16 protein-coding genes are annotated in these 20,273 nt (G+C 56.8%); 4 read left to right on the forward strand and 12 right to left on the reverse strand.

The genetic code is table 11. The annotated features are described in order from the left end of the window. Positions 1 to 152 precede the first annotated feature (152 nt). Positions 153 to 1,577, forward strand: a complete 1,425-nt coding sequence (locus AC2D8U_RS00690; RefSeq protein ID WP_484617109.1) for a sulfatase-like hydrolase/transferase — start codon at positions 153 to 155, stop codon at positions 1,575 to 1,577. Between the two features lie 68 nt (positions 1,578 to 1,645). On the opposite strand, the gene AC2D8U_RS00695 is transcribed toward AC2D8U_RS00690, so the two are convergent. The 3 genes from AC2D8U_RS00695 to AC2D8U_RS00705 all read right to left on the reverse strand — a co-directional run bounded on the left by AC2D8U_RS00695 (position 1,646) and on the right by AC2D8U_RS00705 (position 3,718). Further along, positions 1,646 to 2,398 carry an HvfC family RiPP maturation protein gene (locus AC2D8U_RS00695; RefSeq protein WP_484617110.1) on the reverse strand — a complete coding sequence of 251 codons (753 nt, stop codon included), beginning with the start codon at positions 2,396 to 2,398 and terminating at the stop codon, positions 1,646 to 1,648. Continuing rightward, the gene (locus AC2D8U_RS00700; protein ID WP_484617111.1) at positions 2,395 to 3,234 is read right to left on the reverse strand and encodes an HvfB family MNIO-type RiPP peptide maturase; all 840 of its coding nucleotides are present in this window, start codon (positions 3,232 to 3,234) and stop codon (positions 2,395 to 2,397) included. Before AC2D8U_RS00700 ends, AC2D8U_RS00695 begins: the two co-directional genes overlap by 4 nt. Positions 3,235 to 3,313: 79 nt before the next feature. Beyond that, the gene (locus tag AC2D8U_RS00705; protein ID WP_484617112.1) at positions 3,314 to 3,718 is read right to left on the reverse strand and encodes an HvfA family oxazolone/thioamide-modified RiPP metallophore; all 405 of its coding nucleotides are present in this window, start codon (positions 3,716 to 3,718) and stop codon (positions 3,314 to 3,316) included. Between the two features lie 215 nt (positions 3,719 to 3,933). Here AC2D8U_RS00705 and dusC point away from each other — a divergent pair, with 215 nt between their 5' ends. Continuing rightward, positions 3,934 to 4,872, forward strand: coding sequence for a tRNA dihydrouridine(16) synthase DusC (dusC, locus tag AC2D8U_RS00710; protein ID WP_484617113.1), 939 nt, complete (start codon positions 3,934 to 3,936; stop codon positions 4,870 to 4,872). A 50-nt stretch (positions 4,873 to 4,922) separates the two neighbouring features. Here dusC and AC2D8U_RS00715 read toward each other — a convergent pair whose 3' ends face one another. The 8 genes from AC2D8U_RS00715 to AC2D8U_RS00750 all read right to left on the reverse strand — a co-directional run bounded on the left by AC2D8U_RS00715 (position 4,923) and on the right by AC2D8U_RS00750 (position 13,380). Then, on the reverse strand, positions 4,923 to 5,657 hold the full coding sequence (locus AC2D8U_RS00715) for an outer membrane protein OmpK (protein ID WP_484617114.1): 735 nt from the start codon (positions 5,655 to 5,657) through the stop codon (positions 4,923 to 4,925). A gap of 334 nt (positions 5,658 to 5,991) precedes the next feature. Beyond that, the gene (locus tag AC2D8U_RS00720) at positions 5,992 to 7,980 is read right to left on the reverse strand and encodes a bifunctional metallophosphatase/5'-nucleotidase (protein ID WP_484617115.1); all 1,989 of its coding nucleotides are present in this window, start codon (positions 7,978 to 7,980) and stop codon (positions 5,992 to 5,994) included. A 438-nt stretch (positions 7,981 to 8,418) separates the two neighbouring features. After that, positions 8,419 to 9,684, reverse strand: coding sequence for a tetratricopeptide repeat protein (locus AC2D8U_RS00725; protein ID WP_484617116.1), 1,266 nt, complete (start codon positions 9,682 to 9,684; stop codon positions 8,419 to 8,421). 14 nt (positions 9,685 to 9,698) lie between these two features. After that, positions 9,699 to 10,313, reverse strand: a complete 615-nt coding sequence (locus AC2D8U_RS00730) for an energy transducer TonB (protein ID WP_484617117.1) — start codon at positions 10,311 to 10,313, stop codon at positions 9,699 to 9,701. Next, entirely contained in the window at positions 10,313 to 10,717 is a 405-nt protein-coding gene (locus tag AC2D8U_RS00735) for an ExbD/TolR family protein (protein ID WP_484617118.1), read from the reverse strand. Before AC2D8U_RS00735 ends, AC2D8U_RS00730 begins: the two co-directional genes overlap by 1 nt. 10 nt (positions 10,718 to 10,727) lie before the next feature. Continuing rightward, positions 10,728 to 11,252: a MotA/TolQ/ExbB proton channel family protein gene (locus tag AC2D8U_RS00740; RefSeq protein ID WP_484617119.1), complete on the reverse strand. Its 525-nt coding sequence runs from the start codon at positions 11,250 to 11,252 to the stop codon at positions 10,728 to 10,730. Between the two features lie 2 nt (positions 11,253 to 11,254). Then, positions 11,255 to 12,610 carry a MotA/TolQ/ExbB proton channel family protein gene (locus tag AC2D8U_RS00745; protein ID WP_484617120.1) on the reverse strand — a complete coding sequence of 452 codons (1,356 nt, stop codon included), beginning with the start codon at positions 12,608 to 12,610 and terminating at the stop codon, positions 11,255 to 11,257. Between the two features lie 8 nt (positions 12,611 to 12,618). Then, positions 12,619 to 13,380, reverse strand: coding sequence for a DUF3450 domain-containing protein (locus AC2D8U_RS00750; RefSeq protein WP_484617121.1), 762 nt, complete (start codon positions 13,378 to 13,380; stop codon positions 12,619 to 12,621). A 789-nt stretch (positions 13,381 to 14,169) separates the two neighbouring features. On the opposite strand from AC2D8U_RS00750, the gene AC2D8U_RS00755 reads away from it, so the two are divergent. Both AC2D8U_RS00755 and AC2D8U_RS00760 read left to right on the forward strand, forming a co-directional pair. Then, positions 14,170 to 17,307 (forward strand): TonB-dependent receptor, encoded by a 3,138-nt coding sequence (locus tag AC2D8U_RS00755; protein ID WP_484617122.1) that lies wholly within the window; start codon positions 14,170 to 14,172, stop codon positions 17,305 to 17,307. A 101-nt stretch (positions 17,308 to 17,408) separates the two neighbouring features. Continuing rightward, a complete protein-coding gene (locus AC2D8U_RS00760) occupies positions 17,409 to 18,653 on the forward strand; it encodes an alkaline phosphatase family protein (RefSeq protein ID WP_484617123.1) in 1,245 nt (414 codons plus the stop codon). Between the two features lie 63 nt (positions 18,654 to 18,716). On the opposite strand, the gene AC2D8U_RS00765 is transcribed toward AC2D8U_RS00760, so the two are convergent. Beyond that, positions 18,717 to 20,249, reverse strand: coding sequence for an acyl-CoA synthetase (locus AC2D8U_RS00765; protein WP_484617124.1), 1,533 nt, complete (start codon positions 20,247 to 20,249; stop codon positions 18,717 to 18,719). Positions 20,250 to 20,273 lie beyond the last annotated feature (24 nt).

Below are 20,273 nucleotides of genomic sequence, written 5' to 3' on the forward strand. Positions count from 1 at the left end.
TGACAATTAATCCCCAAACCAAACGTTACTAGACGGTTATCACCGGGTAAAAGTTGATAAGGTGAAACCATTCCATCGGTTCAGGTCCAGCCGCCGTCATGGGGGGTTCGGTCAGGGAACGACCAAACATAAAAACGGAGTTTTATGGCACTATGAAGACCCATTTCCCCCTACTTACCACCTTGGCTCTGGCCGGAGTGTCTGTCATGTCGAGCGGTGTCGCCGCCGAACAACCCAATATCATCGTGATCCTCACCGATGATATGAGCTATGCCGGATACAGTTATACCGGCAATACCAGCATCCAGACGCCCCATGTCGACGCCTTGATAGAACGGGGCGTCTTTGTCGAGCAGGCCTATGCCACCCACCACGTCTGCGCCCCCTCCCGAGCAGCCCTGATCACCGGCCGCTACCAATCCCGCTTCACCTATGAAACGCTCTCAGGTCCCTCTAAAGATGCGGTGAAATATGACCACGGTGTCGATGTTAACGAGATCTTCCTGCCCCAGGTCTTAAAATCTGTTGGCTACCGCACTGCGGTCTTTGGCAAATGGCACCTGGGTGTCAACGACAAGTATCAACCCAATCAACGGGGCTTTGACTACTTCTACGGCTTCAAGGGGGGCGGCGCCGCGTACTACGACTGGAGCAAAGTCTATGAGAATGGGAAGCTGGCTGAAGGCGAGGGGTATATCACCGACGCCTTGGGAGAAAAAGCCGTCGACTTTATCCAAAGCAACAAGGATGAACCCTTCTTCATCTACTTCGCGCCCTTCAATGTCCACTCCCCATTCCAGGCCGATCCTCGCTACCTGCCCGAAGGCGCCCCCACCAAGGCCCGCAAGCCCAAGGGAGACAAAGCCGCACCGGATTCCGATTTTATGACCGTATATAACGGCATGATCGCCGGGTTCGATGCCCAGGTGGGACGCATCACCCAGGCGCTGGAAGAACTGGATCTCGATGACAACACGCTGATCATCCTGACCAACGACAATGGCGGGATCGGTCCCGCGGGCAATGGCGATTTCCGTGGTGGTAAAGCGACCTTTTATGAAGGTGGCCTGAGAATGCCCTTTTCCGTCACTTGGCCCGCAAAATTAAAAGGGGGGCAGGTGTACAAGGAGGGAGTGGTTTCAAATCTGGATATCTTCCCCACCGCCGTTGCCGCCGCCGGGGCAAGCATGCCGGATGACCGCGATTTCGATGGCACCGATCTGCTGCCTTACTTAAGCGGCGAGAAAGCCGGCTCACCCCGTGATACGCTGTTCTGGCGCGCCAGCACAGGGCATGCGGTACTTAAAGACAACTTCAAACTACAGTGGCCGGCCGATAAACCGGCAATGGAAAAAGCCTTTAAAGAGCTCAACGGTCGCAAGCGGATGAAGCATGAGCTCCCTATGTTTTCCCGTCGTGATCTCTATCTCACCCCCGAACTGTATGATCTGTCGAAGGATCCAGGCGAACAGCAGGATATTGCCAGACAATATCCCGAGATTGTTGAGTCACTGGTGAACGCCACTCTGGAGTTTGACAAACTCAAGGCGAAGGATCGGATCCAAGGCCAACGCTGATCCCCTACGGAGAAGCGAAAACCGCAAAGGGAGCCGTTGGGCTCCCTTTTTCATCAAGCAAATTCACCCTAAAACCGGGCAGCGCTTCGTACTATCCCAAGGGATGCCATCTCAAGTAAAATTTGCCCGGCCCCCTGTGCCACCACCTCGGGTGCCAGCTCAGGCAGAGCCTCGGTCATGGTCAAAATCACCGCTTCGGCCGTTTGGCCTGGTGTCGCTTGCAATGCACTGAGCAACCGGGCCGTCATGGCATTGAGCTCAATAAAGGCCACCTCATCTTCGAGATCTCGATACACCAGCAAATAAGTCGGCGTCGGCTCAACATTCGAACGCTGGCTGCCCAGGCAATGCACCGGGTAGTCGTATTGGGCCAGGTGCGCGGCTCGATAGAGGCATAGAGGCTGAAACAAGAGTTGTGCCGCCTCGCCCAGCACGGGCTGATCCGTCACTTCTGCCATCGTATCGATCTTCAGCTCCAGGTATTCATACTCCGCCAGCGCCAATTCCCAAGGCCGCAACCCCTTATCCGGCTCATCACACCGGGGCAGAAAACTCAGAAACTCCCGGGCGATGTCGACAAACAGGGGCGAGCGACAATCGTGTTCGGCAAAGAAGCGCCGCTTGCGCGCCTGCCACTCCCCCGCTGCTGTCAGGCTGCGCAGGACGGGGAAACCGCTATCGATAAAGCTACTGACATTGTTGAACATCAACTCGCGATACACCTTGAGCCGACGGGCTTCGACGCCTTCCGGCGGCTCCGGCGTCTCGGGAGCCCGAATGCGCGCCATGAAATCTTGCTGGATCCGGGTGAAATCACTCATGCCCAGATCCTCCCTAATGACGGGGCATATTCGTGCTGGATAGCGGCGATCTGGCCGACCTCTGCCATCAACTGAGCCATGGGTGGCAGGTTAAAATCCCGCTCCAACAGAGTTGGATACACCCCATGTGTCCGGTAGGTCTCGCGCAGCAGATCCCAGACCGGATCGATCACATCGGCGCCGTGAGTGTCGACGATCAGATCCTCCGCCTCCCGGTAATGCCCGGCAATGTGCAGGTAGCGGATCCGCTCGCTCGGCAAAGACTGGAGAAACACCACAGGATCGTAACCATGGTTGACGCTGTTGACATAGATGTTGTTCACATCCAGCAGCAGCTCACAATCGGCGCCAGCCAGTACCCCATTAAGAAACTCGGACTCGCTCATCTGAGCTCCGGGCGCGGCGTAGTAGGACACGTTCTCCAGCACCAGGGGGCGTTCGAGAATATCCTGGACCCGCCGGACCCGCTCGACCACATGAGCCACCGCTTCCTCGGTAAAGGGGATCGGCATCAGATCGTACAGGTGGGCATTACCACTGCAGTAGGAGAGGTGCTCCGAATAGATCTCTATGCCATGGGCATCCATAAAGCCCTTCACCTGGCGGACAAAGCCTTCATCCAAAGGGGCGGGGGCACCAATGGACAGAGACAGACCATGGCAGATCACAGGACAACGCTCAGCGATGGAAGCAAACTGCCGCTTCAGCCTGGGGTTCACCCTAAGCCAATTCTCCGGCGCCACCTCCATAAAGCCCAGCCCATCGGGAATAGCACCTTGCGCCAGCTCGGCCACCATCTCCCGGCGCAACCCCACACCGGCTCCCTGAATCGTCATACTGCCTCTCCTCTGCAACAGGAAACAAGCAGGGCCAGCAACCGCCGGCCCCGATCTGTGTTCCATTCAAACACGTGACTTAGGCTGAGTCACCGCATTTGCCTTCGCCACACTTCCCTTCGCGCCCCTTGGCTTCTCCGCCGCATTTGCCTTCGCCACACTTACCCTCTTTCATCCCTTTCTTCATCCCTTCACCGCACTTGCCTTCGCCGCACTTGCCCTCTTTCATCCCTTTCTTCATGCCTTCGCCGCACTTGCCTTCGCCGCACTTGCCCTCTTCCATCCCCTTCTTCATGCCCTCGCCGCCGCACTTGCCTTCGCCACATTTGCCTTCATGACCTTTATCTCCCATGGTGGTGGAGACATCGTAGCCACTGGCCAACTGTGTCATGGCAAAGGGATTGGCTTGCGCCGCAGTCAGGGTTCCACCAACGACCAGCGCACCCAGGGCAGCGGCAACAGAGGTTTTCTTCGCAGTATTCATTGTCGTATTCCTTCAGAGTTTTCAAACCTATGTTTATCCAGCAGCCTTCGGCGCTGGTACAGACAAAGAGACCTCGTCTCCCTGCCTTGCATTTCACAAGTTATCAACTTTTTTTCCACGCGCCAGCTTTTTGGCCATTATTTGACCTGTCACGCTGGCCAATGCCGGGGGAACTGGTACACTTGCGCCCCCATTTTTGAAGACACATTATCTGCATGCGTTTGGTTTTAGCGCCGATGGAAGGGGTCATGGATCCCTTGATGCGGCACCTGCTCAGCGAGCTCAATCCCTATGATCTGTGCGTCACCGAATTCATTCGTGTGGTGGACGTACTGCTGCCCAAGAAGGTGTTCTACCGGCTGTCGCCGGAGCTGCACAATGGCGGCAAGACCCCCAGTGGCACGCCGGTGCGGGTCCAATTACTGGGCCAGCAGCCCCAGTGGCTCGCCGAGAACGCCGCCCGGGCCATCGAGCTGGGCTCCCCGGGCGTGGACATGAACTTTGGCTGTCCGGCCAAGACGGTCAACAGATCCAAGGGCGGCGCGGTCCTGTTGCAAGAGCCCGAGTCCATCTACCAGATCTTGTCTGCCATGCGCCAGGCCATCCCCGCCGATCAGATCTTAAGTGCCAAGATCCGCCTGGGTTGGGACGATCCCGCCCATGTCCATGAGATCGCCGACGCCGTAGTGCAAGGCGGCGCCGACGAGCTGGCGATCCACGCCCGCACCAAGACCGACGGCTACAAGGCCGACGCCATCAAGTGGGATCACATCAAGCCGGTGGTGGAGAAGCTGGATATTCCGGTGATCGCCAACGGCGAGATCTTCAGCCACCAAGATGCCCTAGCCTGTCAACAGGCCTCCGGCTGCACCGATCTCATGGTGGGCCGCGGCTCGTTGCGCATTGCCAACTTTGGCCATGTGGTCAAGCACGGCGCGGCGCCGCTGAGCTGGGACGAGATGCAGCCCATTCTTTATCGCTACACCCAGATGGAGGTGATGGGGGATAAGGAGATCTACCTGCCCAACCGCATCAAGCAGTGGTTCGGCTACCTGCGCAAGGCCTACCCGGAAGCCACCGAGCAGTTTCAGCAGCTGCGGACCCTGCGCAAAAGCGCCGAGATCGTCGAGTTGTTTCAGCGTCAGGCGGGATAATAAAACGCCCCGAAGGCAAAGCCTCGGGGCGTTTTTTCTTCGCTCTCGACTCAGAAATGGTATTTCACCAGTGCAGAGTAAGTGTTTTGATCGACGCCATCGATCCCATATTTATCGGCCCAGTAGTCGTACTCGATACCAACGAAAAGGTGATCCGGCTTGTTCATCACCAGGGCACCAAGATCGTATTTGATCTGCGGATTAAAGTGGAAGTTATTGCTGTACGCAGCATCATCACTGGCAAACACCCAATCGATGTAGCCATCGATCACCAGCTTGGAGCTTCCCAGGGGCAGATCGAACCGGTAGCAACTAGTCAACTGCCAGCCGTCACTGATATTAAAGTCACTGCCAATCGGCTCACGACGATACAGGTTAAACTGCAGATATTTGGCCCCGGGCAACTGCCAATCCGAGCCAATCCCGTAAAGCACGGTTTCACCAGCATCTTTACCCTGCTCCAGGGCCAGCGCCAGGGAGAGATCCGACAGCGGCCCCAATCCAATGGGGTTGCCACTGATCTTGCTGGCGCTAAAGCGGGTTGAGATCTCGCCATAGTTGGTCTCGCCACCACCGCCAAACCAGATCAGATCCTGGAACACAAACCAGTCACCGTACTTCCAACCACCGGCCGTCTCCAAAGTCACCGTGGTCTGACGGTGTGGATCCACTTCGTACTCTTCCCCGTACAAACCGCTGACACTGGCATCCCACCACTGCACCCACTCTCCGGCCACCGCGCCCTGGCTGCACAGCAAGCACGCCAGCACTGTCCACTTCTTCATACCACTTCCTTATCTGAGGGGTCGGCCACCACTGACCGATTTGCGGCGGCATTTTAATGACCCAACACTTACGTAACAAGTCCCTTTTAAATCCATTACTTATGCCCCACTTATGTCCCCAAAGCCCCTCACTCGCAGCCGATGGAACAACCCGCCATGGACACCCTGTGCCATCAGCACCCATCACTGTCCCACGGCCTTCTTAAAGCCAGCATGACCGGATCCTCTTGCCCAGCTCCTCTGCCCATTTTGTGATCAAACGCCCGTTCAGCAGACGCCAACAAAAAACGCGCCCGACTCCTTCGAGTCCGGGCGCGCTTCTTCGTCGAGGGGTTTAGCGGTTAAGCTCCAACGTCACCGCAGGCTCGGCCAGTTCTACCACCCTGGGGCGAACGTCTCGGATGTAGTCGATAAACGCCTGGGCGTCACTGGCACAGCGTACAGTTTGACTGTCACAGTCCGGGCGACCCTGAGGGTAGCGGGCGACAAAACGCTGGCCCTCCTGCACCACACGACTCACCGGAAAGGCGACGATCTCGCCGTCGACAAAGGCGAGATCCATCCGCCGGGCTTCCTGAGACTGGGCATGGAACAGCGCATCCCAATCATCATTGCCATTGGCGTTGTAGTTGGTGGTCACCAGGGTGTACTCCTGCCCCGCCTGTAACGGTTGCCATACTGGCCCGTTTTCCCCTTCGTGGCGCACTTCTACGCGGACCAACTGGCCTTCGACCTGAGCGGTCGTTTCCATAAAGTGATAGCGCAGGCCTCCGCCGTACGGGAACTTGCCCTTGTGCGCATCGTCCGGCAACGACTTGGTGACGGTTTCCTCAAGCAAACCGAGCAGATCACTCCCCTTGACGGTCAAGACCGACAGGTAATTGGAAAACGGCAGCAGCTCCATGGAAACCGAACCTTCATAGTAAGCCCCTTCATCCAGGTTGGTGCGAATGCCACCGGCCCCCACCAGCGCCAGATCGGCCTTCATGCCAGTTACCGCCTGCACCGCATCACTGTTGGCAAAATGCAGCATGGCTTCCGCCACCAGAGGCGCAACCCGGGAACCGTGTTGATCCGTGCCCCCGTCGTTGGGTCGACGCTCATGCACCAGGGCTTCAGGCACATTGCCGATCACCTCACCATAGGCGGCGGTCAAGGTGGGCAGATACTCCCGGTCGATATGGGCGCGCAACTCGGCGTCTTCCGCCGTGATGGCAATATTGGCCTCACCTTCAATGAAATCTTCTACCTGCGACTGAGCTTTCGCCGTCACAACCTGCCGATATTGGCCATCGACAAAAAACGTCGCATCAGACAGCAGGGTATTTCCCCCCTCACAGGAGGCCAAGCTGCCATCGCCGTGGAAACTCAACTGCGCCTGGCCGACTGCCTGGGCGTACTGCCCGGCTTGCAGAAGACAGGTACGATGGCCATCTGGGCCCTCGATGATCTCGGCATACTGACCACCGTCACCCCAGCCCAGATTGCTGAAGTCGCCTAGCAGGGAGTGGGAATGCCCACCGACGATGGCATCGATCCCGGCCACATTGCGGGCGATCGCCTGATCCCGTGCCAGTCCCAAATGTGTCACACCTATGATGGTATCGACCCCTAAAGCGGTCAGTTCATCGACCATGGCTTGAGCCGTGGCGATCTCTTCGGCAAACCGAACCTCACCCACATTGGGAGAGATGGTCGGCATATCCTCCAGCACGAACCCCACCACCGCCAGCAACGGCTTATCCTCAGGCAAATTGCTGTGATCGGTCACCCGTGTCTTGTCATGGCCATCGAAGGCGTAAATCACATAGGGCAAGAGGTTATCCGTGCCACTGAGATCAGGGTCCGCAGCGACATCCATATTGGCGGCCAACATGGGGAAATTCACCCCGTCGATAAACTCACGCAATCTGGCATTATCGAGATCGAACTCATGGTTGCCCACGGCCATGGCATCCAGCCCCATGCGAGAGAGGATATCGGCGTTCATCTTGCCGTTATTGAGCTTGAAATAGCCGGTGCCCTGCCAGGCATCACCACCATGCAGGGTCAGCATTGGGCGACCGTCACGCTCGGCCTGAGCGCGGATGGTATCGATCTGAGTCAGGAGACGCGGGTGTCCCCCGAAGCGGGTGTAAACCCTATCGTTCCCCAGTACCGGATTGCTCAGACTGCCAGCAACCGGATCAAAGTTGGAGTGGGTATCGTTAATGTGGGCAATGGTGAGGGAGAATCCCTCGTCAGCAGGTTCCGGCGCACTCGAGCACGCCGTCAGGGCCAGCGTCAGCGCGCTCACCAAGACAGTGGTTTGTACGGTTTTCATTGTGATTTTAAGGTAGAGAGAGTGGCGCGAAGCCTACCACAGCAGCGGAATAATTCAGATGATCGGGAGCGCGAAAATGGAAGGACTGGAACATGTCCTAACTGATCGTCTCAATAATGCCACTCCAGACGAACAGTGAATGCTCCCAAGTACAGGTCCAGGCGCTAAGAACCTAGGTGCTGGGTGCTAAGTGCCAGGTGCCCGGTGCCAGGTGCCAGGTGCCAGGTGCCAGGCGCCAGGTGCTGGGTGCTGGGTGCTGGGTGCCAGGTGCTGGGTGCCAGGTGCTGGGTGCCAGGTGCTGAAAGTCTACAGCTAGGTTCTGGGTTCTGGGTTCTAAGAGCTCTGGCTCTTCCCTAGTACCTAGGCTCTTCCCTAGTACCTAACACGACAAAAAAACGGCCTCCTAGGAGACCGTTTTTTCTTGGGCATCAAGCCGGTTTACAGTTCAACACCGCGGCGCTTGGCCGTGTCTTTGATGTAATCCAGCCAGCCTTCCACGCTGCGCTTCAAACGCTTATCACGCATCGCCAGTTCAGCCTGGGCCACCGCATCTTGGTACTCTTCCAGGTAGAAGTGAGACTGAGCGAGTTGCAAATGGATTTGCGCCTCATGCTCCGGCTCCAGTTCATCCCCTTTCAGTGCCTTGTGCAAGGCAACCTTGGCATCCTTAAAGCGCTCCTGCTGGATCAGCAGGTTGGCTTTACGGCGGTGATCCCGACTCAGGTTGGTCAGCTCTGCGGCTTCGCCGAAGTACTGGATCGCCTTCTCGGTTTCACGGGCCTGGTAATACGCATTGCCGATGCCGGACAGCACACTGGCCTCACGCTCCAACAGTTCACGCTCCAGGGCAAACTCCTGGATGATCGCTGAGCTGTATGGCAGATCGCGAGCATGCAGCAACTGGCCCAACAAGCGCAGCTCTGCGCCAGTGTCGAGCAGATCACTACGGAATGCCACATCCAGGGTGTAGAGGGCCTTCTCGTTATTCTCTGCCAACAGGTACAGCTGACCGAGTTGAACCCACAACTTCGGGTTGTCCGGGAAGTGGGTCAGCATGGCTTCCAACTGACCGGCCGCCAACTCGAACTTCTTCTGCTCGTAGTAAGCGCCCATCTTCAGCAGGTAGATGTTGCGGTCCGGCTCACCTTTAACGCGCATGGCATCGTCAGCATAGCGGATCACATCATCGTACTTTTTCAGCTCGGAGCTGGCCACGGCCATGCGCAGATACACCATGTCATTTTCATCACAGGTGAAATCCATCCACGCCTGGAACGCTTCCAGAGCATCGGCGTACTGCTCGCCCTGAACGGCCATGTCGCCCTTGAGGCGCAGCAACTGGGCGTGATCCTGATTACTCAGGATGTTGGCCGCCACGGCCTTGTCGAGGCTTTCTACCGCAAGATCGTAACGATCTTCCTGACCGGCGGACAGGTTGGCGATAAAGCGGTTCACGTAGGCTTTGTCGTAATCACTGCGTGGATTGAGATCCAGCAGGATGTCGATCGCCTCATCCACCTTATCTTCATCGAACAGATCAAAGGCACGCTGAATGCTACGGCCGACACGCTCGGAAGCGGCACGACCTTCACGCTCTTCCACCACACACTGCGCACCACCGGCAGGGCCGGCAATGGCTGGCAGCGCGGTGCCAAGCAGCGCAGCAGTGGCCGCGATGCTCAACAGGGTCTTTTTCATTTTCATGCTCAGTCTCCCTGTTAGTTGGTCAGTTCGAAGTCAAGACGAACTTGCTGGCCAGGCTGACGAACAGGCTTGCCATCTTCGGTCTTAGGACGGTATTTCCAACGGCTCAGGGCATTGATGGCTTCACGGTCGAAGACTCGACGCGGCTCAGCCTCAATCACCTTGACGTCAACAACGCCACCCACTTCATCGATGGTAAAGCTCATCACTACGTACCCTTCGATGCGGCGACGGGCTGCATCATTGGGGTAGCGAGGCTCGATACGAACGATCGGCATGGCTTCGCCACTGCCACCAAAGGCACCAGGGCCTCCGAGATCGGCAGAGACACCACCCGCGACGTTGGCGCTCGGCAGATTCAGGGCGAAGGCATCAGCAGAGCTGGTGTCCATATCCATGTCCATCTGCGGGATCTCCGGCGGCTGTTCCGGCTCCTCCGGCGGGGTCGGCAGGACTCGCTGGCGCTGTTGCGCGTTGGAGTCCTGACGATCCATGGTGATCTCGATCGGCGGTAGATCCTCACGGACGTCTGCCCGCTGGTCCCCACCGCTGATGAGATAAGCCATAAAGCCGAAGAGGAACAGCGTGACCGTCAGACCGAGTACGGTTGCGATCAGTGTTCTAATCATTACTTCTGCTCCGCAGATACCGAGATCTTGTCAATGCCAGCGGCCTTAACCTGATCCATCACCTTAACCACGATGCCATGACGGGCAGCCTGGTCCGCCTGGATCATCACCTGGGCTTCCGGAGATTCGGCCAGCATACGCTCTACGTTTGCACGTACGCGCTGAACGTCAACCTCACGGTTTTCCATGTAGATCAGACCAGACTCAGTCACTGCGATAAAGATGTTCGCAGAGGGCTTAGCGCTGGATTGGGTCGCCTCAGGGCGGTTTACGTCAATACCTGCCTCTTTGACAAAAGAGGTAGTCACGATGAAGAAGATCAGCAGGATGAACACGATGTCGAGCATCGGGGTCATATCTACCTGAGCTTCATCAGATACTGTTGCAGTCTTTCTACGTGCCATTTTTACACTCTTAGTCGAAAGGCAAGTGGTCGTTCAGTTTCTCATTGGCCATTTTGATCTCGGAGCTCAGGCGGGCGCTGAAGAACACGCCAGACAGAGCCGCTACCATACCCGACATGGTCGGAATGGTGGCCATGGAGATCCCGGAAGCCATCATGCGGGCGTTACCGGTACCGTGTACCGCCATCACCTCAAACACGTTGATCATCCCGGTTACGGTGCCCAGCAGGCCCAACATGGGACACATGGCTACCAGAGCAGCAATGATCGACATGCGGGCGTTCAGCTGAACACGGGCCTGAGACAGCAGGGTTTCGCGTACGCGGTGCGCGGTCCAGGAGTTTCGCTCCTGGCGCGCATTCCACTGCTCAATGAGCTGGGCCTGAAATTTCGGATACGCCGTTCTCAAGTAGATAAAGCGTTCCAACATCAGGATCCAAGTCACGGACAGCGCCGCGGCAACCAGCCAGAGGACATCGCCCCCGGTGGCCATGAAATCCCTGACTGACTCAAAGAGCACCATCAGGAAATCCATACTTACTTGCTCCCTTGCTCAGCGTGAGCTGCGATCAGACCGGTGGACTGAGCGTCAATAACCTCTTGTACCGCCTTGGCACGGCTGGAAACCAGAGCGTGCATCAGCAGCAGCGGCAGTGCCGCAATCAGACCCATAACGGTGGTAACCAGCGCCATGGAGATACCGCCAGCCATGATCTTCGGGTCACCGGTACCGAACAGGGTGATGTTCTGGAAGGTGGCGATCATACCGGTTACGGTACCCAGCAGACCCAGCATCGGCGCGATAGCGGCCATCACTTTGATCAGACTGATACCCATCTCGATGCGAGGGGTCTCTTTCAGGATGGCTTCGTCAACCTTGAGTTCCAGAGTCTCGGTGTCCACGTTGCGGTTCTCGTGGTAAGCCTTAAGGATGCGGCCCAGAGCGTTGTTGCCCGGGTTGTCCAGATCCTGCATCTGCTTCTTGATCTTGGCGGACTCGATGGTCAGTACCGCGATGCGCCACAGAGCCAGGGCGAAACCGAAGATCAGCAGGCCGGCGATGATCTTACCGACGGTGCCACCGTTCTCGAAGTGCTCACGCATGTTGGCCTTCTGGGTGTAAACCGCCAGCAGCGGACCACGGGACGGGTCAACGTACAGGTCAACCAGCTCGCCGTTGTTGGCGCCTTGGAAGTCACGTACGGTGGCCACCTTGTGGCTTTCAGGCTGACGACCCAGCTCAACGATCTTGGCAGTTTCGGAGCGGTAGCTCAGGAACTGGCCGTTGGACATCAGGTTGAACGCGCCCACACGGGTCACGGTCTGCTCAGAGGTCTCACCGTCGATGGTGGTCACCGGCGCGGTGAACTCGGAGATCTTGGCGGACTGAGTCATCTCGGTCTGCAGACCGATCCACAGCTCTTCCAGCTCAGTGATGGTCGGCAGTTCTTTGGCCTGGGCGATCTTCGCCATCTCGGCATCACGACCCGGGAACTCGGCAGAGATCAGGGACATGTTCAGACCGCCGGCCAAATCACCGGAGATCTGACGTACCACGCCAAACATCTCACCCAGGTTACCGATGGCGTTGGAAAGGTCATTTTCCATCTGGTTCAGGGTGCGCTCACCATCCAGGAACTCCTGGGCCAGACGCTCGCCGCGGGCAGTTTCTTCAGCATGCTCTCGATCCGCCTGATTTTTCAGTGCTTTACGATCGGCATTAACGGCGGTAAAGGCCGCTTCACGCTGGGCATTGATTTTCGCTTCCGCAGCGCGGGAAGTTTTTACATTGTTCAGCAACGAGTCCAGGGTCAGACCGCTGGCAGCAGTGTCAGCGTGTACCGGCAGAGCAAAGGAAGCCGCCAGAACTGCAGTAGTGATCAGCTTTTTCATCATTATTCTCACTTAGCAACTTGGATCGGCAGTTTGATCAGATCCGGCGCCGCTTGGTTGCGGGCCATCTTGATGGCGTCGGTCAAAGCACGCATTTGGCTGCTTGCCAGCGCTTCCCAGCTGCGAGATTCGTTGTTCCATACCCAACCACGGGTCATGTCCAGAGACTGGGCCATAAAGGCAACGCGACCGGCGTAGAAGTAATCCACCACCAGCTCCTGACCGTCGATCTCCAGAGTACCTTCATAGGCACCGATGCGAGCACCGTACTCGTTCTCGATCTGGTAGGCTTCCATCACCAGACGGTATTTTTCGGCAGTAGAAGTGTTGGCTTCTTGCATCACAGAGTGCAGACGGGCAACACGGTCAGCACGCTCATCGGCCAGGAACGGCACGTCGATCTGAACGAACTGATCGATGGTGTCGATCATGCGGTACATCAGGGGAACAACGCCCTGAGCGGTAGCGGTGATCCCGTCGATCTGCTGTTGCAGGGAGGCTTGTGCACGCTTCTGATCTTCAACCAGACGCGCCACGTGGTCGTTGTAAGCACGCAGAGTTTCAGTCTCATCGACGCGACGACGGTAATCGTTCAGCAGGTCTTGGTTCTGATCATCCAGCTTGTTGATGGTTGCCTGAGTGGCAGCAGCGGCATCGTGGATCTGCTTATCGGCAGATCGCAGCTCATTGATGGCGTCGGACGCCATCGCAGAACCACCAAATGCCAGCGCAATGCCAAGGGCTAAGGCAGAGAACGGTTTTGCTTTCATGGTATTAAAACAACCCAATTGTCTGAAAAACAAAGTTGAGGGGTTCAACCCCTTCTGAAAAAACTTGTAAGAAGCTTCTAAGTCAGCGTAATTCTCTGACAGAAATTTACCAATGTCGAGTGTATCTCTCCACACATATGAGATTGAACATGGTTACCGACCAATTTACGCGCATCACCGCACAAAAATCACAGGCGGCGTGACGAGCATCACAGTGAAAGCCTCTTTTAAAAGTGTGTTGTTTTTTTTCATGGCTTTTTTGTTCACATTCAGTTATCACTGAGAACTGGCCATTTTGTTTAGCCCCAAGAAGCGCCCAAAGTCACTTGTGAATTGTTCTAATTCGAGAACACTACTTACCTGTTGATGGCCAATCTCCTCGCCCTTCGATGAGCACTTTTTTAGTATTTTCCTAAGCTTCCCTACATCCTGCCGGGTTCGCTGAAACGTACTAACTCTGCCCATATCTGTTCAATCGACTCTTAATTTACGCCGCCCATTAGTCTGCAATCCGCCGCTTTACGCCCTCAAGACGAGTCAACCAGCAAAATCAGGGGCGCAACACAACCCTCACGCAAAACCAACACCCCCCACCCTCTGCCAAAACAAAATAAACCTCTAGAAAACGCAAATTATAGGGATACAGCACCCCAGCAAGGAGGCCAAAAATAGCGCAAGGTGTTGCGTCGTCACAATTATGGAATAATGCCGCCGCAAAATTAAAGGTGGCATGCAACGGCGTGCTTCCAACAAATAAGTCCAATCCCTACAAATGCTGTTTGAGTGAATATGAACTCTAAAATGATGTTTAAGCCGAGCCGACTGGCCCTGGCGACTGCCTTTGCCCTGGGTCTGGCCGGCCAAGCCGCCGCCAGTGAAACTGCCTCCAATATGCGTGGTGCCATCGTCGGGCCGAATGGCCAGGCCGTGACCGATGCTACCATCACCATTATTCACCAGCCCACCGGCACCGTGACCGAAGTCAGTGCCAACGACAGCGGCATGTTCAATGCCCGTGGTCTGCGTGTTGGTGGCCCCTACGCTGTGATCGTATCCTCCGATACCTTCCAGGATGAATACCAGGAAGGGCTGTACATCGGCGTGGGTGAAACCCTGCGTTTTAGTTCTCAACTGCAAACCAACGACAGCGTTGAGCGCATCGTCGTGTCCGGCTCCGCCCTGCCGTTCCGTACCGGTGGCTCCAACTCCGAGTTTGGCGAAGACGACATCGCCAACGCCCCGGGCGCCAGCCGCGACCTGAAAGACGTACTGCGCCAAAACGGCATGGTTAACGTCGACTCTAACGGCTCCATGACCGTTGCCGGGATCAACCCCAAGTTCAATTCCTTCGTAGTTGACGGTGTTACCCAGAACGATGACTTCGGTCTGAACTCCAACGGCTACCCAACTCACCGGTCCCCGATCTCGGTGGACGCGATTGAATCCGTTGCCCTGAACGTCACCCCTTACTCCTCCCGTTACGGCGGTTTCTCCGGCGCCCAGGTGAACGCGGTGACCAAGTCCGGTACCAACGAAGTGACCGGTACCATGTTCTATGAGTACGCTGGTGACTCCCTTGCTGGCGACACGGCGCCAGAATTCGAAGAGCAAACCTGGGGCGGAACCCTGGGCATGCCGCTGATCAAGGACAAGCTGTTCTTCTTTGGCTCTTACGAGCGCTTCGACGAGCCGAGCAACGTTGAGTATGGCCCTGCCGGTTCAGGTGTTGGTAACGATGGCTACGTGACTTTGGATGAAGTCAACGAAGTGATCCGCATCGCTAACGACGTTTATGGTCTGAACAACATCGGCGGCTACGACTACGCCACCGATATGAAGGATGAAAAGCTCCTGGCCAAGCTGGACTGGAACATCAACGATGACCACCGCGCGTCCTTTACCTACCAACGCACCGATGGCTTCACCACCCGTGGTGACTCCAGCCGCAGCGCCGTTCAGCTATCTTCCTACGCCTATACTCAGCGTCAACAGCTGGAAACCTACTCCTTCAACCTGTACTCCGACTGGTCTCACAACCTGACCACCGATTTCAAAGTGGCGTACAAGGATCAGCGCAACGAGCACAACCAGTTGCACGAAACTGGCTTGGGTCAAATCAACGTGCGTACCGACAGCGGCAACACCATCCGCTTTGGTACCGAAAGCAACCGCCACGCCAACGAGCTGGACAACCAGAACCTGGAGATCCGCTTCGTTGCCGACTACCAGCTGGGCGACCACTCTCTGGCCTTCGGTGTGCAGCACAACCGCCTGAACATCTTCAATCTGTATGCCAACGACTCTAAAGGTCAGTGGTACTTTGACGGTATCGATAATTTCAAGAACCGTGTCTTGGATACCGCATTCCGCGGTAACGGCGCATTCACTTGGCAGGGCACCGCCAGCGGTGATATCCGCGATGCGGCTGGCGAGTTTGGTATGAGCAACACATCTTTGTTCATCGAAGACACCTGGCATGTAAACTACGACTTGGAGTTGACCTTCGGCCTCCGCTACGAGCGTCACGACATGTCCGACACCCCTGAGCTGAACACCCGTTTTGCTGAGCGTTACGGCTTGGACAACACTGCGACCTTCGACGGTCAAGATCTGTGGTTGCCACGTGTCGGCTTCAAGTACCAACTGAACGATGATGTTTCCCTGCGTGGTGGTGTTGGCCGCTTCGCCGGTGGTTACCCGAACGTTTGGATGTCTAACAGCTTCCAGAACGACGGTCACACTCTGCTACGGGGCGACCTGTCAAACGGCCTGGGCGGCGTGTACGACCCAAGAACTGGCCGCTGGATGGGTGATTTGACCCTGCCTGAGAATGCCCATGAGCTGCTGACCGCAGGCGACGGCAACGTGAACGCCTTGGACCACGACTTCAAGATGGCGTCCGACTGGCGTTACAGCATCGGCTTCGATGCCACCGTCCTGAACGATTGGTACTTCGGCGGTGAGTTCCTGCACATCATGCGTGAGAACGACATCAAGTACGTCGACCTGGCCCGTCGCGAAGCTGAGATCGGTGAAGACTTTATGGGCCGCACCGTCTATGAGCACTACGACTACCTGACCAAAAGCACAAACACCAGCCGTTCCGACCTGCTGCTGACCAATGCGGACGAAGACGGCTACTCCCAGGTACTGAACCTGTCCCTGAGCAAGCAGTTTGATAACGGTCTGCGTCTGGCGACCTCCTACACTTTCCAGAACGTAGTAGAAGGCAACCAGGGCAGTTCCTCTCAGGCCAGCTCCAACTACCAGTACGTGGTGCAAGGCTACGATCGTCACAGCACCAACCTGGGGACCAGCCCGTACGAGACTCCGCACCGTATCACCCTGACTCTGGGCTACGATGCTGAGCTGTTCTCTGGCTATAACTCCAGCTTCAACCTGTTCTACGAAGCGGCTTCCGGCGACAACTTCAGCTACACCATGAGCCAGCGTGGCGGTGCTTTCGACTCTAGCAACATGACCACCGACTACCTGGCCTATATCCCAACTCTGGATGACGTTGCTGCGGGTAATGTTCACTTCAATGGCAAGGTTTCCATGGAAGACTTCTACCGTCACGTCGCAGACCGTGGTCTGATGGGCAGCTATGGTCAAATGCTGGACAAAGGTGATCAGAACCTGGATTGGAACCACCGTCTGGACTTCCGCTTCCTGCAGGAGATCCCTGGGGTGATGGCCGGTCATAAGGCTGAGCTGTACTTTGACATCAAGAACCTGCTGAACCTGGTGAACAGCGATTGGGGTCAGTACCAGTACAGCAGCTTCGGTACTCAAACTCTGTACGACTTCAACTACAACCAAGACGGCAGCATCAACATCACCGATATCAACAAGTGGGATCCGGCGTCGACCGACTACCGCGCTTCCGCGTGGGAGATGAAACTGGGTGTTCGCTACCGCTTCTAAGCCGTAGCCGTTACAATCCAACCGGCCGCTTTGCGGCCGGTTTTTTTCTAACTAAATAAAGTCCTTACCAATACGCTTAAGGTGCACAAAGGAATAGAACCATGCGACTGTTTTTGGGTCTGATCTTCTCTGCTCTGTTGGCTGGCTGTGCTGGCACTGAGCAACCCGTTGAGGAGCGTAAGCCGCACCTGCTGCTGATCTCCATCGACGGCTACCGTTACGATTACAACGAGATTCATCAACCGGCCTTTTTGAGCCAGTTTGAACAACAGGCAGCGGTGGTGGAAAAGCTGGCCCCCAGCTATCCAACCAAAACCTTTCCCAATCACCTGACGTTGGTGACGGGTCTGCTGCCGGAAAACCACGGCATTGTCTCCAACGGTTTTTATAATCCGACCCTGGGCGAGGACTACTTCCTGTCCCGTGCCGAAGCGGTCACCAACGGGGATTTCTACAGCGGTGTTCCCCTCTGGTCCTTGGCCGCCAGCCAGGGCATGAAGTCCGGCACCTACTTCTGGCCCGGCAGTGAGGCCGAGATCGCCGGCCACCGCCCCACTTACTGGACCGCCTATAACCACATCGAGGACTTCCAGATCCGAATCGATCAGATCGTCGATTGGTTCGAACTGCCACAAGCCGAGCGCCCGCAGTTTATGACCCTCTATTTCCACGAAGTGGACAGCCAGGGTCACTACCACGGTCCCACCTCAGAGCAGGCCCGTGACGCCCTGCACAAGGTGGATGCGGCCATCGCCCAACTGGTCGAGCGTCTCAATACCATCGCCGCCGCCCAGGATCTGGATCTGAACATCGTCATCACCTCGGATCACGGCATGCTGGATCTGCAAGGCCTGGACAGCGTCTATATGGATGAGATCATGGCGCAAGAGCCGGGTTTGTCCGAGCGACTACGCCTGATCGGCACCGGCCCCGTCACCCAGATCTACGCCCGGGGCGAAGATAAGCAGGCCGATCTGGATCGCATGATTGAGCTGTTCAGTGATATCCCCGCCATCGAGATCTACAAGCGTGAAGAGATCCCGATGCGCCTGCGTTTCAAGGGCCATGTGGCCATCGGTGATGCCATCATCATGACCAACGACCGTTACCTGGACAATGCCGAGCGCCCCACCACCCTAATGGGCAACCACGGATTTGAAACCGCTGAGGTTCCCGAGATGAATACCCTGCTGATGGGTGTGGGCCCTGCGTTTGAGGCTGGCGCACGCATCGAAGCGGCGGACAACATCCATGTCTACCCAATGATGGCGGAGATCCTGGGTCTGAGCATCGACCATAAGATCGACGGTGAGTTGGCCCCACTGAAGCCGCTTCTGGCCAAGTGAAACTTGGCTCTACACAGCAAAACGGAGCCATTCGGCTCCGTTTTTCTTACCCTGACTCATTTCTTAGCGCCAATAACGATCCTTCAATTTGCGCTTGATCAGTTTGCCTGTATCACTGCGGGGCAAGCTCGACACGAAGTCCACGCTCTTGGGACACTTGAGCTTGGCGATCTGCGCTTTGCAAAAATCGATCAGCTCCAGCTCTAGATCGGTATCCCCCTGCCAATCGCTTTGCAGCTGCACCACAGCTTTGACGCTCTCACCAAACTCCGGATGTGGCACCCCAATCACCGCCACATCTGCCACGGCCGGATGCATGATCAGCGCATTCTCCGTCTCCTGCGGGTAGATGTTCACCCCACCGGAGATGATCATATTGCTCTTGCGATCGGTCAGAAACAGATAGCCCTGCTCATTCACAAAGCCCACATCTCCCAGGGTCGACCAACCGTTTTTCAAGGTCACCGACGCCGTCTTGTCGGGATCCTTGTGGTAGGCAAAGGGATAGGGGCTGGCAAAGTAGATGGTGCCGGGCTCGCCTGCGGGCAGCTCTTCGCCACTCTCATCATCGACAATGTGCAACTCACCGACAATGGGCCGCCCCACCGAGCCGGGATTGGCCAGCCACTCCTGCGGGGTAATAAAGGTCATGCCATTGCCTTCGGAGCCAGTGTAGTACTCGAAGATCTTCGGCCCCCACCAGTCGATCATCTGCTGTTTCACCGGGATCGGACAGGGCGCCGCCGCATGCACCGCCACCTGCAGGCTGTCCAGACGGTATTTGGCCCGCACCGATTCATCCAGCTTGAGCATCTTGATGAACATGGTCGGCACCCACTGACTGTGGGAAATCCGGTACTTATCGATGGCCGCCAGGGCCGCTTCCGCGTCAAAGCTCTCCATCACCACCACAGTGGCCCCCAATCGGGTATAAGCCTGCAACCAGTACAACGGCGCGGCATGGTAAAGCGGCGCAGGCGCCAGATACACCGCCTCGCTGCTGGCGCGGAACATCTGCTGCTGCATACCGGGGAACCCCGCCGCACTGTTGCCCTCCCCTAACGGACCGGGCACAAAGGGCCGGCTGATCCCCTTGGGTTTGCCCGTGGTGCCGGAGGAGTACATCATGTTCAGCCCCTCGCACTCATCGTCGATGCGCTGAGCCGGCATGGCGTCCCGCTCGGTTTCAAACCGGCGCAATCCCGCCACATCCCCGCCAACCGAAAATCCGGGGCAAGCCAGCTTGAGCCCTTCGATGGAGAGCCCGGCAGCCACCTTGGCCGACACCACGAACGCCTTGGCGTCACAGTCATCGATCAAATACGCCGCTTCCTCTGCGGTCAGTCCGATCGGCACCGGGGTAAAGTACAAACCAGAGCGCAGCGCCGCCCAACTGACCGCCAGATACTCCAGGCTGTTTTCCGCCATCACAGCGATGTGATCGCCGTTCTCCAGCCCCAGGGATCGCAACAGCTGCGCCCCTTGGTTGCTGATCTCTTCCAGCTCGGCAAAGGTCAGCTGGTCGCCGCTGCCGGCCATGATGATCGCCGGTTTGTTCGGCGTGCTGCTTGCATAGGTACAGGGGTGTAAGCTCATCGTGTTCATCCTTGTCGAAGTTCT

The organism is Ferrimonas sp. YIN67 (genome assembly GCF_057219095.1).